This window comes from Cupriavidus sp. WS (genome assembly GCF_000395345.1).
Lineage (GTDB): Bacteria > Pseudomonadota > Gammaproteobacteria > Burkholderiales > Burkholderiaceae > Cupriavidus > Cupriavidus basilensis_B.
Genome location: NZ_AQPL01000479.1, coordinates 1 through 15106 on the forward strand (window position 1 = coordinate 1; position 15106 = coordinate 15106).

The 15106-nt window shown below is 69.1% G+C and carries 12 protein-coding genes; 5 read left to right on the forward strand and 7 right to left on the reverse strand.

The features are described from left to right. Nucleotides 1-2976 (forward strand): autotransporter domain-containing protein (locus K206_RS0131910; protein WP_020206378.1); only part of this gene is annotated, 2976 nt, incomplete at its 5' end. Between the two features lie 79 nt (nt 2977-3055). Here the strand turns inward: K206_RS0131910 and K206_RS0131915 are convergent. Continuing rightward, the gene (locus K206_RS0131915) at nt 3056-3940 is read right to left on the reverse strand and encodes a LysR family transcriptional regulator (RefSeq protein WP_029044317.1); all 885 of its coding nucleotides are present in this window, start codon (nt 3938-3940) and stop codon (nt 3056-3058) included. A gap of 159 nt (nt 3941-4099) precedes the next feature. On the opposite strand from K206_RS0131915, the gene K206_RS0131920 reads away from it, so the two are divergent. The 4 genes from K206_RS0131920 to K206_RS39895 all read left to right on the forward strand — a co-directional run bounded on the left by K206_RS0131920 (nt 4100) and on the right by K206_RS39895 (nt 9070). Beyond that, the gene (locus K206_RS0131920; protein WP_029044318.1) at nt 4100-5116 is read left to right on the forward strand and encodes a TRAP transporter substrate-binding protein; all 1017 of its coding nucleotides are present in this window, start codon (nt 4100-4102) and stop codon (nt 5114-5116) included. Next, entirely contained in the window at nt 5113-6990 is a 1878-nt protein-coding gene (locus K206_RS0131925) for a TRAP transporter large permease subunit (RefSeq protein ID WP_020206381.1), read from the forward strand. The genes K206_RS0131920 and K206_RS0131925 overlap by 4 nt, the downstream gene beginning before the upstream one ends. A 57-nt stretch (nt 6991-7047) precedes the next feature. Beyond that, on the forward strand, nt 7048-7902 hold the full coding sequence (locus tag K206_RS39890) for an oxaloacetate decarboxylase (protein WP_020206382.1): 855 nt from the start codon (nt 7048-7050) through the stop codon (nt 7900-7902). Between the two features lie 190 nt (nt 7903-8092). Further along, nucleotides 8093-9070, forward strand: coding sequence for a LysR substrate-binding domain-containing protein (locus K206_RS39895; protein WP_020206383.1), 978 nt, complete (start codon nt 8093-8095; stop codon nt 9068-9070). 41 nt (nt 9071-9111) lie between these two features. Here the strand turns inward: K206_RS39895 and K206_RS0131940 are convergent, their stop codons facing one another. The 6 genes from K206_RS0131940 to K206_RS0131965 form a co-directional block, all read right to left on the reverse strand. Then, nucleotides 9112-10254, reverse strand: a complete 1143-nt coding sequence (locus tag K206_RS0131940) for an enolase C-terminal domain-like protein (protein WP_020206384.1) — start codon at nt 10252-10254, stop codon at nt 9112-9114. Between the two features lie 2 nt (nt 10255-10256). Next, a complete protein-coding gene (locus K206_RS0131945; protein ID WP_020206385.1) occupies nt 10257-11258 on the reverse strand; it encodes an ABC transporter substrate-binding protein in 1002 nt (333 codons plus the stop codon). A 63-nt stretch (nt 11259-11321) separates the two neighbouring features. After that, a complete protein-coding gene (locus tag K206_RS0131950; RefSeq protein ID WP_020206386.1) occupies nt 11322-12374 on the reverse strand; it encodes a carbon-nitrogen hydrolase family protein in 1053 nt (350 codons plus the stop codon). Between the two features lie 130 nt (nt 12375-12504). Continuing rightward, nucleotides 12505-13497, reverse strand: a complete 993-nt coding sequence (locus K206_RS0131955) for an ABC transporter substrate-binding protein (RefSeq protein WP_029044321.1) — start codon at nt 13495-13497, stop codon at nt 12505-12507. Between the two features lie 43 nt (nt 13498-13540). Beyond that, complete coding sequence (locus K206_RS0131960; RefSeq protein WP_020206388.1) at nt 13541-14395, reverse strand: ABC transporter permease; 855 nt, start codon at nt 14393-14395, stop codon at nt 13541-13543. Nucleotides 14396-14417: 22 nt separating this feature from the next. Further along, nucleotides 14418-15106: ABC transporter ATP-binding protein (locus K206_RS0131965; protein ID WP_020206389.1), on the reverse strand; the 689-nt coding region annotated here is incomplete at its 5' end.

The following is a 15106-nucleotide window of genomic DNA, read 5'->3' on the forward strand; positions in this document are numbered from 1 at the left end:
ACGACCAGCGGCACCTCGATCCAGTCGCTGGCCGGCACCGGCAACGTCACGCTCGGCAGCAAGAGCCTGACGCTGACCAATGCCGGCGACACCTTCTCGGGCGTGATCGGTGGCAGCGGTGGGGTCAACATCAACGGCGGTACCGAAACGCTCTCGGGCACCAACACCTATACCGGCACAACCGCCATCAACAGCGGCGCCACGCTCGCCCTCTCGGGCAGCGGCAGCATCGCCAGCTCCAGCAAAGTCACCGACAACGGCACCCTCGACATCTCCGGCACCATTGGCGGGGCCTCGATCCAGTCACTGGCCGGCTCCGGCAATGTTGCGCTCGGCGGCAAGAACCTCACGCTGACCAATGCTGGCGACACGTTCTCCGGCGTGATCGCTGGCAACGGCGGTCTCGATGTCACCAGCGGCGCGCAAACGCTCTCAGGCGTCAATACCTACACGGGCATCACCAACATCGGCAGCGGCGCCACGCTGGCGCTGTCGGGCAGTGGCGGCATCGCGGCATCGGCCGGCGTGGTCGACAACGGCACCTTCGACATCGCCAGCAGCGGCGGCGGCGCGGCGATCCGGTCGCTGACGGGCAACGGCGCGGTGGCGCTCGGCGGCAATGCGCTGGTGCTGACGCACGCGGCCGGCACGTTCGCCGGCACCATCGGCGGCACCGGCGTGCTGGCTGTGACGGGCGGCACGCAGACGCTCTCGGGCAACAACACCTACTCGGGCGGCACCTCGGTCAGCGGCGGCGCCACGGTGAAGGTAGCGGCCGACGCCAACCTCGGCACCGGCACGCTGGCGCTGAACGGCGGCACGCTGCAGAGCACGGGCACGTTCGCCAGCGGCCGCGGCATCGCGCTGGGCAGCGGCGGTGGCACTTTCGACACCGACAGCGGCACCACGCTGACGCTGAACGGCAGCATCGCCGGCAGCGGCATGCTTACCAAGGCGGGCAGCGGCACGCTGGTGCTGGCCGGCGACAATGCTGGCGCCCCGGCGCACGTGCCGAACACTGGCTGGACCGGCGGCATGACCATCAACGCCGGCCTGGTCGAGGTGACCAGCCCGTGGGGCCTGGGCTGGGGCAACGTCATCCTCAACGGCGGCACCATCAACACCACCGTCAACATCCTGACCGGCCAGACCATCGCGCTGGGCGGCGGAACCACGGTCAACACCGACGCAGGCACGACCACCACCTTGTCGGGCAGCATCGGCACCGCCTCGGCCGGCGGCTGCTTCATCAAGAACGGCCAGGGCACGCTGAACCTGACCGGCTCGGCCACGCTGTCGAACGGCACCTGCGTGCAGCAGGGCACACTGCTCGCCAACGGCCTGCTCAACGGCGACGTGGGCGTCAACTCCGGCGCCGTGCTCGGCGGTTCGGGCACCATCAACGGCACGGTCAACGTGCAGGGCACGCTGTCGCCCGGCAACTCGCCCGGCTTCCTGACCATCACGTCGAACGTCAACATGCTCGCGGGCAGCAGCTACCAGGAGGATATCTCGGGCACGCTGCAGGCCGGCGCGGCCACGCCGGTCGGTGCGCCAGGCTACTACTCGTACCTGCACGTGGCCAATGGCGGGCAGTTCGCCATCGGCGCCAACACCACTCTCTCGCCGCGGCTAAGCAACCTGTTCACGCCGAGCGAGACCGGCTACGGCAGCCCGGCGTTCACGCCGGCGCTGGGCGACACGTTCCGCATCGTCACCGCCGACGGCGGCATCACCGGGCGCTTCGCCAGCCTGGCCCAGCCCGACGGGCTGGCCAGCGGCACGCGCTTCGCGGTGTTCTACAACGTGTTCGGCAGCAACAGCATCGACCTGAAGGTGCTGCCGACCTCATACAGTCAGTGGCTGGCGGGCGGCACGCAGAACGCGCGCGCGGCCGCCGGCGTGGTGGACCGCATCCTGGCCAGCGACCAGGCCGGGACCGCCACCACCGCGCAGGACCAACTGCTGTACGTGACCGCCAGCCAGACCGCGGCGCGCTTGCCGGGCTTCGTGCAGGCACTGGCCGGCGAGGTGCACGGCGCCATGGCGGCAGCCGCGCCGCAGGCCGGCCAGCGCCTGAACAACACGGTGGTGCGGCAACTGGCGGACGCCGGCGCGCAGACCGTGCCCGGCCCCACCGGCGAGCCGCAACGCCGGCAGGCGCTGTGGGTCGACATCGGCGTCGACCACGGCCGCTGGGACGGTGACCGCAGCGCCTCGCAGTTCACCACCAACCGCTCGCAGTTCGTGCTGGGCGCGGACATGCTGCGTGGCGAGTCGATGCAGTTCGGCATGGGCTTCTCGTACAGCAACACGAACGTCGGCGCCAGCGCGGGCTCGGGCTCCATCGAGGAGTACATGGGCTTTGCCTACGGCCAGGCCAGCGTGGGGCCAGTGCAGTTCGACGGCATGGCCGGCTACGGCACCAATACCTGGGACACCCAGCGCAGCGACCCGACCGGGCTGTCCGCGGGTGCGCTCAAGACCGATGCGAGCGGACACAGCACACAGGTTGGTCTGGGCCTGCGCACACCGCTGGCGCTGGGCGGCGCCGTGGTCGAGCCGTTCGCCCGCGTGCTGTGGCAGAAGAGCACGCGCGGCGGCACCGACGAAGGCAACGGCACGCCGGCGGCGCTGAGCCTGAGCCAGTACTCCGCCACCGGCAACCGCGTCACGCTGGGCCTGAGCACGCGCTCAAACAACCGCAACCCGCTGGCCGACACGCTGACCTACCAGGTCAGCGCCGGCCTCGGCCGCGACAACGGCAATCTGGTGCAGTCGAGCGTGCAGACCAGCCTAGCCGGCGTCGGCATGGGTATCGTGTCGCCGAGCGTAGGTCGGCTGTTCGGGCTGGCCAGCTTCACCGGCACGCTGCGGCTCGGCAAGCAGGCCTATGCCTACCTCGGCCTGAACGGCGAGGTGCGCAGGGGCAAGAACGACGTCGGCCTCAACGGCGGCGTGCGCATGAGCTTCTGATCACCCATGTGCCGGGCCCGGCCCGGCCATGCCGCCGCATGTCCGCGGTCCGGACGCCCGGCCGGACCGCGGCGCCCGCTCACGCCGCCGCGGCCTTGCCGCGCTCGCGCACCTGCCGGATGAACGCGCGCACCGCCGGCGCCTTCTCGTGGCGCCGGTGCGCCACCGCGATCTCGGTCGGCACCACGCCGCCGTGGATCTCGCGGTAGACCACGTCGGGAATCACGATGTGGTCGACCACCGAATGCGGCACCACCGCCACGCCCGACCCCAGCGACACCATCGTCACCACCGCCACGAGGCGACCCGGGCGCGTCACGATCTGCGGATGGAACTGGCCGCGCCGGCCGATCTCCAGCGTGCCCGATTCCTGCTCCGGCAGGATGAAGCGCTCGTCGCGCAACTGGGCCGGATGCACCACGTCGAGCCGGGCCAGCGGCGACTCCGCGTGCAGCGCGAGCACGAAGCGCTCCCGCGCGATCACGATGCCGTCGATGCCGACCGGATAGGTCACGGGCGGGCGCAGGAACGCCACGTCCAGCGTGCCCGCCTCGATCAGTTGCGGCAGCCGCGCGAGCGCGCCTTCGCGCAGGTTGACCTCGAGGTCCGGATAGTGCTTGCGATAGATCGACAGTTCCGCCTGGAGCACGCCGGAGTATGCCGTCGAGGCGATGTAGCCCACTTCGATGCGCCCGATCTCGCCGCGCCCGGCGCGGCGCACGGATTCCTCGGCCTGGGCGAACTGCTCCAGCGCGCGCCGCGCCTCGACCTGGAACACCTCGCCGGCCGAGGTCAGCGACACCGAGCGCGTGGTCCGGTGGAACAGCCGCACGCCGAGCATGCGCTCGGCTTCCTGGATCTGCTTGGTCAGTGCCGGCGGCGAGATGTGCAGCAACTCCGCCGCGCGCACGAAATGCAGGCAATCCGCCACGGCCATGAAGCAACGAAAATGGCGCAATTCCATGATTTACAAGGGATTTATCTATTAACCAGATGGAAATTATTTAACGACACAATGATAATAGCTGCCGTGTTCCGACAGTCTAGACTTGCAACGCTGAGGCACTCGGGCATGGCCCGGGCGCCTCGCATTTCAACGAGACCAAGCGAGAGACAGACCGTCATGACGACACGGAGAACCTTCCTCAAGACCGCGGCTGTAGCCACTACCGCACTTTCCCCGGTAGCTTACATCCGCAGCGCGAATGCCGCGCCGGAATTCAAGCTGCGCTTCGGCAGCTACCAGCCTCCTTCCCATCCGGTGAATATTCGCGCCAAGGAAATGGCCGAGAAGATCCGCACCGAATCGGGCGGGCGCGTCGACTTCCAGGTCTACCCGAACTCGCAGCTTGGCAGCGACACCGACATGCTGTCGCAGCTGCGCGCCGGCTCCATCGACTTTCTCGCGCTGTCGCCGCTGACGCTCGGCACGCTGCTGCCGGTGGTGCAGATCAGCGGCATCGGCTTTGCCTTCAAGGACTATGCGGCGGTGTGGGCGGCGATGGACGGCGAGCTCGGCGCCCACCTGCGCAACGAGATCGGCAAGACCTCGCTGTTCGCCTTCGAGCGGATCTGGGACAACGGCTACCGTCAGATCACCACCAGCAGCCGCCCGATCGCCACCCCGGACGACCTCAAGGGCCTGAAGATGCGCGTGCCGCCGGCGCCGATCTGGACCTCGATGTTCAAGGCGTTCAACGCCTCGCCCACCACCATCAGCATGCAGGACGTGTACACCTCGCTGCAGACCAAGGTGGTCGACGGCCAGGAAAATCCGCTGGTGCTCATCGAGGCGTCCAAGATCTACGAGGTGCAGAAGTTCTGCTCGCTGACCAACCACATGTGGGACGGCTTCTGGTTCCTCGGCAACAAGGCCAAGTTCGGCAAGCTGCCGGCCGACCTGCAGCAGGTCGTCACGCGCAACGTCAACGAAGCCGCGCTGAAGCAGCGCGCCGACACCAGGAAGACCAACGACGCGCTGGTCGACGACCTGCGCGGGCGCGGCCTCAAGTTCAACAGCGTGGAGCAGGAAGCCTTCCGCGCCAGGCTCCGCACCGCCGGCTTCTACGCCGAATGGCACCGCCGCTTCGGCGACGAGGCCTGGAGCCTGCTCGAGAAGTTCGGAGGAAAGATCTCGTGATCGAGCGGCCCCTGATCCCGGCCGCCGCGCTGCATCCTTCGGCCACGCCCCTGCTCGGCGCGCACCGGCTGCTGATGCGCTGCGTGGGCGCGCTGGCCGCGTGCCTGGTGTTGGCGGATACCGGCATCCTGCTGGCCGGCGTGGTGTCGCGCTACGTGTTCGACAACCCCCTGGACTGGACCGACGAGCTGGCCTCCACGCTGTTCATCTGGCTCACCATGCTGGGCGCGGTGCTGGCGCTCGACAAGGGCGAGCACATGCGCCTGACGGCGCTGGTGAACCGCCTGTCGCCGCGCTGGCAGGCGTGGCTGCAGACCATGTCGGCGCTGGTGGTGTGCGCCTTCGTGATGCTCATCATCGTGCCCGCCATCGGCCACGCGCACGACGAAATGGAGATCACCACGCCCGCGCTGGGCATGCCGGCCGGCTACCGCGCCGCCGCGCTGCCCGCCGGCGCGGTGCTGATGGCGCTGACCTCGCTCGCGGGCCTGTTCAAGCGCGCCTCGCTGCGCGACGCGCTGCAGGCGCTGGCCGTGCTCGCGGCCGTGGCCGGGCTGCTGTGGCTGGCCGGGCCGCTGCTGCTGTCGATCGGCAACTACAACCTGCTGATCTTCTTCGTGCTGCTGCTGGGCGCGGCCATCGCCGCCGGCCAGCCGATCGCCTTCGCGTTCGGCGTGGCCACGCTGGCCTACATCGGGCTGGTCACGGACTCGCCGTATTCGGTGGTGGTGAGCCGCATCGACGAAGGCATGTCGCACATGATCCTGCTGTCGGTGCCGCTGTTCGTGCTGCTCGGCGCGCTGCTGGAAATCAGCGGCATGGCCAGGTCGCTGATCGACTTCATGGCCGCGCTGATCGGCCACACGCGCGGCGGGCTGCAGTTCACGCTGCTCGGCGCCATGTTCCTGGTCTCGGGCATCTCGGGCTCCAAGGTGGCCGACATGGCCGCCATCGCGCCGGCGCTGTTCCCGGAGATGAAGAAGCGGGGCTGCAAGCCGGAAGACCTCGTGGCGTTGCTCTCGTCGACCGGCGCGATGACCGAGACCATCCCGCCCAGCATCGTGCTCATCACCATCGGCGCCGTGTGCAGCGTCTCCATCACCGCGCTGTTTACCGGCGGGCTGATGCCGGCCGTGGTCGCCACGCTGGCCATCGCCGTGGTGTGCTGGGCGCGCGCGCGCCGCGAGCCGGCGCCGGGACTGGCGCGCGCGCCGCTGCGCGTGGTGCTGCGCACGCTGCTGTTCGCCGTGCCCGCGCTGGCGCTGCCGGTGCTGATCCGCTACGCGGTGGTCATGGGCGCGGCCACCGCGACCGAGGTGGCCACCGTGGGCGTGGCCTACATCGTGCTGGTCGGCATGATCGGCTGCTTCCTCTACCGCAACATCGACCTGCGCCGGCTCTATCCGACGCTGGTCGAGACCGCCACGCTGTCCGGCGCGATCCTGCTCACCATCGGCATGGCCACGGCGATGTCGTGGGCGCTGACCCAGTCGGGCTTCTCCGCCGACGTGGTGGACCTGATGGTGCGCGCCTCCGGCGGCGCGCCGGGCTTCCTGCTCATCACCATCCTGGCCTTCGTCATCCTCGGCAGCGTGCTGGAGGGCATTCCGGCGATCGTGCTGTTCGCGCCGCTGCTGTTCCCGGTGGCCAAGACGCTCGGCATCAACGAGGTGCACTACTCGATGGTGGTGATCCTGGCGATGGGCATGGGCATGTTCTCGCCGCCGTTCGGCGTGGGCTTCTATGCCGCCTGCTCGATCGGGCGCGTCTCCGCGGATGCCGTGTTCGGGCGCGTGTGGGGCTACCTGGGCGCGCTGCTGCTGGCGCTGCTGGTGGTGGCTTTCGTGCCGTGGCTGTCGGTCGGCTTTCTCTGACCTCGCACCGGGGCCCCGCGCGGCGGCCCCGGGCTTCTCTCCTTCAGATCCACTCCCATGACTTCCAAAGCAGAACTGCGCCTGCGCTTCAAGGCGCTCTTCGAAACCGGCGCCACCGTTCCCGCGGTGGGCGCCTTCGATCCGCTCAGCGCGTTGCTGGTGCAAAAGGCGGGCTTTCCCGTGGTCTACGTCGGCAGCTACGGCGTGGCTTCCTCGCGCGGCATGCCGGACGTCGGCCTGCTCACGCTGGACGAGCTGGTGGCCGCGGTCCGCTCGGTGGCGGACGCGGTCGACCTGCCGGTCGTCGCCGATGCCGAGAACGGCTTCTACAACCCCGCCAACATCTGGCGCGCCGTGCGCCTGTACGAGCGCGCGGGCGCCAGCGCGATCCACATCGACGACCATGAAAGCGGCAAGCACTCCGACCTGCCGCGCCGCCTGCTGCCGCTCGACGAGATGCTCGCGCGGCTGTGCGCCGCGCGGGACGCGCGGGACGACCCGAACTTCACCATCATCGCGCGCACGGACGCGGCCTGGGCCACCGGCAACATCGAGGACGCCGTCGCGCGCATGATCGCGTTCGCCGGGGCCGGCGCGGAAGTGGTGTTCGCCACCGGCATCAACGCCACGCAGCTGGCGGCGGTGCGCGAGCGCATCCCGGCCCACGTGGTGCTGGTCAACACGCCGCCCGAGACGCTGGCCCAGGAGCGCGCGGCGCGCGTGCAGATGGTCATCTATCACAACTTCTGCCTGAACGCCGCGACCCACGGCGTGGCGCGCGCGCTGGCACAGTTCCATGCGGCGCTCGACGTCACGGCGGCGGCAGACCTGATGGACAAGGTGGACGACGTCGAGGCGCTGCTGGACTACCAGGGCTACAACCAGCGCGGCGCTCAATACGGCATGCGCTAGCCGCCGGCGCGGCACCTCGCCCTGGCCGTCCCGGCACGACGACACCGTGCCGGGACGGGGCGGCCGGCGCGCGCGGCCGGGCACCTGCGCGATGGTTTCCGGTGGCTTGCGGCACGCTTTCTGGCCGTTGCGGCACGTTTCTTGCTAGTTACCGGAAGCCTTTCCACCGCCCGCCTTTGCGCGCTTCTCCGTGTCGACCATCTCCTCCCGCCTGCCGCCGATCCACTGCCTGCTCGCATTCGAGGCCAGGGCGCGCCTCAAGAGCGGCGTGCTGGTGGCGCAGGAACTGGCCATCACGCCGAGCGCGGTCAGCCACCGCATCCGCCAACTGGAAGACTTCACGCGGCTGACGCTGTTTACCAAGGTCAACGGCGAGATCATCCTCACGCCCGACGGCCAGTCGTATCTCGAAACGGTGCGCAGCGCGCTGTATGCGCTGAGCTACTTTCCGTCCTCGCGCGGCAGGACGATCAAGCCGCGCGCCAAGCTGCGGCTGAGTTCGCCGCCGACCTTCGCCACCCAGATCCTGCTGCCGCGCCTGGGCCTGATCAAGGAGCAGTTCCCGCAACTGGAGATCGACATCCAGCTCTCGGTGCCGCTGATCGGCGCCAAGGCCGAGCCGGCCGACATCGAGATCCGCTTCGGCGACGGGCGCTACACCGGGCGCAAGGTGGTGCGCATCCTCGACGAGCAGGTCATGGCCGCGTGCAGCCCCGCCTATGCCGAGCGGCACGGGCCGTTCACGACGTTCCCGGACCTGCTGCGCGCGGACCTGCTGCGCTGCTCGATCGAGCCGTGGCGCCCCTGGTTCCAGGCCGCCGGCCTCGACTGGGAAGAACCGAACAGCATGTTCCAGTTCTCCGACGTGGGCCTGTTCGTCGACGCGGCGGCCCACGGCATGGGCATCGCGCTGGCCCGCCCCACCCTGATCCAGTCCCATCTGGCGAGCGGGCGCCTGATCACGCTCTACCCGGCCACCACCGCCACGCCCTACTACGCTTATTACGCCACCTGCCCGCCGGAGGCCTACGAGCGCCCCGAGGTGGAAGGCTTCATCGAGTGGCTGGAGAAGGAGCTGAACATCAGCACGCCCGGCGCCTACGGCGGCGCGCGCGCGGGCAAGCCCAGGCAGCGGCGCGATGCGCCGGCGGAGGAGTTCGCGCGGTAGTTCGCACGACAGTCCACACAACGAGGCCGGCACGGATTCCGTCACGCCAGGTACCTGCGCACCTGTTCTTCGTTCCACGCCATGCCGTGGCCGGGCCGGCGCGGCACGCGCACATGGCCGTGCACGACCTCGACCGGCTCCATCAGGATGGGCTCGGCCATGCGGAAATACTCGAGCAGGTGCGCGCCCGGCGTGACCGTCATCAGGTGCGCGCTGACCTCCTGGTAGAAATGATTGGAGACCGGTACGTTGCGCGCGCCGCACAGGCTGGTTGCCTCCAGCCAGCCGCTCACGCCGCCCACCTTGCCGAGGTCCGGCATCATCAGGTCGGAGGCGCCGGCGCGCAGGCTCTCGCCGATCTGCGCCGGGCCCCACAGGTTCTCGCCCAGCTGGATCGGCGTGTCGACGGCGGCGGCGATCTGCGCGTGTCCGTGCAGGTCGTCGTAGCGCGTGGGCTCCTCGATCCAGGCCAGGCCATAGCCGTCCAGCGCCTTGCAGCGCACCACCGCCTCGGCCACGGACAGGCTCTGGTTGTAGTCCACCAGCAGCGCCGCGCGGCCCTGCATCGCCGCCAGCGCGGCTTCGACGATCTCCAGGTCGGTGGCCAGCGACGCATGGCCGATCTTGATCTTGACGAAACCGAAGCCCTGCTCGAGCGCCGCTCCCACGTGCCGCACGATCTGCTCGCGGTCTTCCATGCCGTAGCTGGCATAGGCGCGCACGCGGTCGTTCGCCGACAGGTCCGCGCCGAGCAGCGCCGCCAGCGGCTGGCCGAGGAACTTCGCCCAGGCGTCCCACAGCGCCATGTCGATGGCCGACAGCACCATGTCGAGCAGGCCGACGCTGCCGAGCAGCCTGAACCGGGCGCGCAGGCCGGCCATGACCTGGCGCGGCGCCAGCGCGGCGCCGGCGAGCTGCGCCGTCACGTCCTCGCACAGCGCGGCCACGGCGCGCAGCGCGGTGGGCGTGTAGGTGAACAGGTAGGCGTGGCCGGTCACGCCGGCGCTGGTGTGCAGGTCGAGCAGGATCATCGGCGCGGCCGGCATCGTGCCGCTGGCCGTGCGCAGCGGCTGCGCGAACGGCACCACGAGCTGGCGCACGCGGCAGGCCCGGATCGTCGGCAGGTCCGCGCCGCGCGCCGCTGCGCGCTCGCCCATGATGGCTCCCCAGAAGGCGTCGGCCATGATCAGTTCCCGAGCGCGGCCTGGATGTACTTGCGCGAGACCACCTTGGCGTAGTCCGGCATGGCCTTGAGGTTGCCGAGCTCGACCTGCGTCGCCATCGCGTTCTCGAACGCCTTGGGCGAGATGTCGACCGAGGTCGAGTAGATCTTGCCCTCGATCATGCGGCGCACGGCGGCGTCGATGACCTTGGGATCGAGCGAGGGGAACTCGGTCCTGGCGATGGCGATGGTGCCGTCCACGTCCTTCTGCATGTAGACCACGGCCTGCTGCAGCGCCTTGACGAAGCGCGTCGCCGTGTCCGGGTCCACGCCGCGGCGGGTGCTGATGGCGGCCACCGTGTACTCGCTGGCCATGCTGGAGAAGCCGTACACCACCTTCATGCCCTTGGCCGCGACCTGGTCGAGCCCGGGCTGGTACAGCACGCCGAACCTGGCCTGCCCGGCCAGCAGCGGGCCCGGCTCGGAGCCGATCTGGACCTGCGAGATCTTGACGTCCTTGCCGGGCGTGAGGCCGTTCTGCCGCAGCAGCTTCATGAACAGCGAGGTGCTGGTGGTGGGCATCTGGCCCGCCACCACGGTCTGGCCCTTGAGGTCGGCAACCGAGTCGAACTTCGCGTCGGGCGCGGCGGCGATCCAGAACGACGGCCGGCTTACCACGCTGGCGATCACCTGCACGTCGGCGCCCTTCTCCGCGGCGATCGCGCTCCATTCGGGGCCGTGCAGCGAGAAGTCGGCCGCGCCGGCCAGCAGCGCGGACAGCGCCGCGTTGGCCGAGCCGGCGGTCTGCTTGGTCACGGTCAGGCCCTGCTTGTCGAAGAAGCCGCCGTCGATGGCCACGTAGACCGGCAGCAGCTGGATGGACTGGAACAGTTGCGACAGCACCACCGTCTTGTTCTCGGCGAGCGCGAGCTGGCTCGCGCCCAGCAGGCAGGCCGCGGCGGCGAGGCGGGGCAGGAAATGCTGGAAGCGCTGGAAGCACTGGATGCGCTTGAGGCTGGAAATCATGATGCGGCTCCGGATGGCGGATGACTGGGCGGGCGGCGGCGCGCGGCGCCGCCGCGTGCTGTTTCAGTTGACGGCTTCGGCCTCGGGCACGCCCTTCCAGGCGCGCTCGCCGTATTCGCCGTCGCCGGCGCCGTCCGCGCCGTCGCCGCCGAAGCTCGCCGGCGCGTGCGCGTGGCGGTGCACGCGCAGGTCGAACACGTCGAAGCGGTTGTAGTAGCCGACCACGTCCTGGAACTGCTTGGGCACCACGCAGCGCGCGATGTCGATGTCCGCGTAGGCGATGCCTTCCTCGTCGCGCAGCACCTCGCTGATGGGCGCGCCGTCCGGGCCGAGGATCATCGACACGCTGCGGGACGCTTCGTCGATCACGCGGTGCACGGCCGGATTGCCGCGCGCGATCATGTCGATCACGGCGGGCTGCAGGTAGCTCGACGACACCACGTTGAACAGCTTGCCCTCGAAGGCGTGGGCGCCGGCGCGCAGCTTGATCGACGCTTCCAGGTCATAGGCGGGCTGCCCGGCCGGATGCGTGGGGAAGCGCGGCGAGAAGCTGGAGACGTGCACGTTCTCGCCCTGCGACATCAGCGCGAAGCGCGCCAGCGAATTGGTGTTCTCGCCGCAGATCAGCGCGCCGATGCGGCCGATGCGGGTATCCACCACGCGCAGGCCGCTGCCGTCGCCCATCGCCCACACCAGCTTCTCGTAGTAGGTCGGCATCAGCTTGCGGTGGCGGTTGAGGATGCTGCCGTCGTCGCCGATCAGCACGTTGGTGTCCCACACGCAGCCGACGCTGTTGGGCGTCGACTCGTTGATGCCGATCGAGACGAACACGCCGTGCTCCTTGGCGGCGCGGCGGATGCGGGCCATCTCGGGGCCGTCGATGGTCACGGAGGAAGCGGCCAGCTTGACGAAGAACTCGTGGGTCTCCACCGGCGCCCACACGCCGGCCCAGACCGGGAAGGCCGAGATGAAGGCCTCGGGAAACGCGACCAGCGAGGCGCCGTTGCGCGCGGCTTCGGCGATCCAGTCGCAGGCCTTGTCGACGCAGGCGTCGCTGTCGAAGAAGACCGAGGAGATATGGCAGGCCGCGGCCTTGAAGGAGGGATAGGTTCTCATGATCGTGTGTGCAGGCAACAGAGGGGTAGGCGATGGTGTCGGGCACCATCGCAGCTGGAAACGGAAAAAGGGAAACAGGTAAGGCGGTGAAGCGGCGCAGCGGCGCGGCGGTGAAACAGGCCGCGCCGGCCTAGCGGGCGGCGTCCACGCGCGCGATGCCGCCTTCGATCAGCTTGCGGGCGACCAGCGTGTCGTAGTCGGGCTGGCTTTTCAGGTTGCCCAGCGCGATCTGCGTGTCCATCGCGATGCGCAGCGCGTCGGGCGAGATGGCCACGGTGGTGGCGTAGACCTGCTCGGCCAGCATGCGCTTGACGGCGGCCTCGACCACGGCGGGATCGATCGAGGGAAACTCCGTCCTGGCGATGGCGACCGCCTCGGCCGGATGGGTGTTCATGAAGCGCAGCGCGGACTCCATCGCCGCGATGAAGCGCCGGGCGGTGTCGGCATCCACGGACTTGCGCGCGGTGATGGCCGACAGCAGGTAGGGGCCGTACTGGCGCGGAAAGCTGTGCACGACCTTGAAGCCCTTGGCCACCGCTTGCTCCAGCGCCGGCTGGTAGAACACGCCCACGCTCGCCTGGCCGGCCAGCAGCGGGCCCAGCTCGGCGCCGGCCTGGACCTGCTTGACGGTGATGCCGGCGGCGGCCGGGTCGATCTTGTTGTCGCGCAGCAGCTTGGAGAACAGCGAGGTGCTGGCGATCGGCATCATGCCGGTCGACACGGTCTGCCCGGCGAAGTCCTTCGGCCCGGCGTACTTCAGGTCCGGCGCCGCGGCGATCCAGACCGCGGCGCGGTTGACCACGCCGGCGATGACCTGCACGTCGGCGCCCTTGGAGGCGGCGATGGCGGTCCACTCGGGGCCGTGCAGCGAGAACTCCGCGCTGCCCGCGATCACCGCCGACAGCGATGCATTGGGCGAGCCCGAGGTCTGCTTGGTCACGTCCAGCCCCTGCTGCGCGAAGAAGCCGTGGTCGAGCGCCACGTAGAGCGGCAGGAACATCACCGACTGGAACAACTGCGACACCACCACCTTCTTCGGTGCCTGGGCCGAGGCGGGCGCGGCGGCCACCAGGGCTGCGGCCAGGCCCAGCATGCATGCGGTTCGCTTGAGTAGGTTTTTCATGAAAGGCTCACGTGGAATGGACGATATGGGGAAAAGGCGCGCGTCAGACATTGAGGCTGGCGTGGTGCACGTCGTCTTTCCAGGGCAGCAGCTTGCGCTCGATGTAGTCGATGACGAAATACAGCCCGAAGCCGATCACCATCAGCGTGAACAGGCCGGCCCACACCGTATTCAGGTCGTAGAGCCCGGACGCGGTGAAGATCATGTGGCCCAGGCCGTGCTCGGACGAGATGAACTCGCCCACCACCGCGCCCACCAGGCCGAAGCCGATGTTGATGCGGAAGGTGGAGATCATGGCCGGCAGCGAGGACGGCACGATCACCTTGAAGAACACGTCGTGCTTCTCCGCGCCCAGCGTCACCAGCAGCGTCTGGAAATCGACGTCGGCGTCCTTGGCCGCCTGGTACGCCGCGATCAGCGCCACGATGGCGGTCAGCGAGACGGCCAGCGCGACCTTCGACACCAGGCCCGTGCCGAACCACAGGATCACGATCGGGCCGAAGGCGATCTTGGGAATGCTGTTGACCGCGATGATGAACGGCTCGGTCAGGCGCGCGATGAACGGCGAATACCACAGCGCCAGCCCCAGGACGGAGCCCACCAGCGTGCCGATCACGAAGCCCAGGATCGACTCCATCAGCGTGTAGCCGCTGTCGCGCAGCAGGTCGCCGCTGGCCATGCCGCGCGCCAGCGCCTTGTAGATCTCGGCCGGCGAGCCGACCATGAAGGACGACACCCAGCCGATGTCGGCGCCGAGCTGCCAGACCCACAGGAACAGCACCAGGGCCGCGACCTGGATGGCCGAGCGCCCCCAGCCGTTGTCCAGGACATGCGTTTTCTTCTTGCGGCGCGCGCGCGCCGGGGCAACCGGCGGCGCGCCGGAAATAGCGTGGCTCATGTTCACTCCCGTTCTTGGAAAATCAGTGCTGGCGCGTCTGGATGTCCAGCTCGGCGCATAGCTGGTGGAAATAGCCCGAGAAATGCGGATGGCTGCGCGCCCCGATCGGCGACTTCTCGCCGATGTCGATGTCGTAGACCTGCTTGACGTGCGAGGGCTTGCCCGCCAGCACCACCACCCGCTTGGACAGCGCGACCGCCTCGTCGATGTCGTGCGTGACCAGGATCACCGTCTTCTTGAAGGTATCGACCGCCTCCAGCAGCACGCCCTCCAGGTACAGGCGGGTCTGGTAGTCGAGCGCCGAGAACGGCTCGTCGAGCAGCAGCACGTCCGGGTCCGAGATCAGCGTGCGGATCAGCGCCACGCGCTGGCGCATGCCGCCCGAGAGGGTCTTGGGGTAGTTGTTCTCGAAGCCGCCGAGCCCGAAGGTGTTGAGGTATTCGAGCGCGTTGTCGCGCGCCTCCGCGGCGGGCATCCGCTTGAGTTCGGGCGCCAGCATGACGTTCTCGAGCACGGTGCGCCACGGGAACAGCAGGTCGCGCTGCATCATGTAGCCGACCTTGCCGCGCAGGCCCGTGACCTGCTGGCCGCGATAGCTGATCTCGCCGGTATCGGGGTCGAGCAGCCCGGCGATGATGTTGAAGATGGTGGTCTTGCCGCAGCCGCTGGGGCCGATGATGCTGACGAAATCCTGCTCGTTCACGTCGAAGG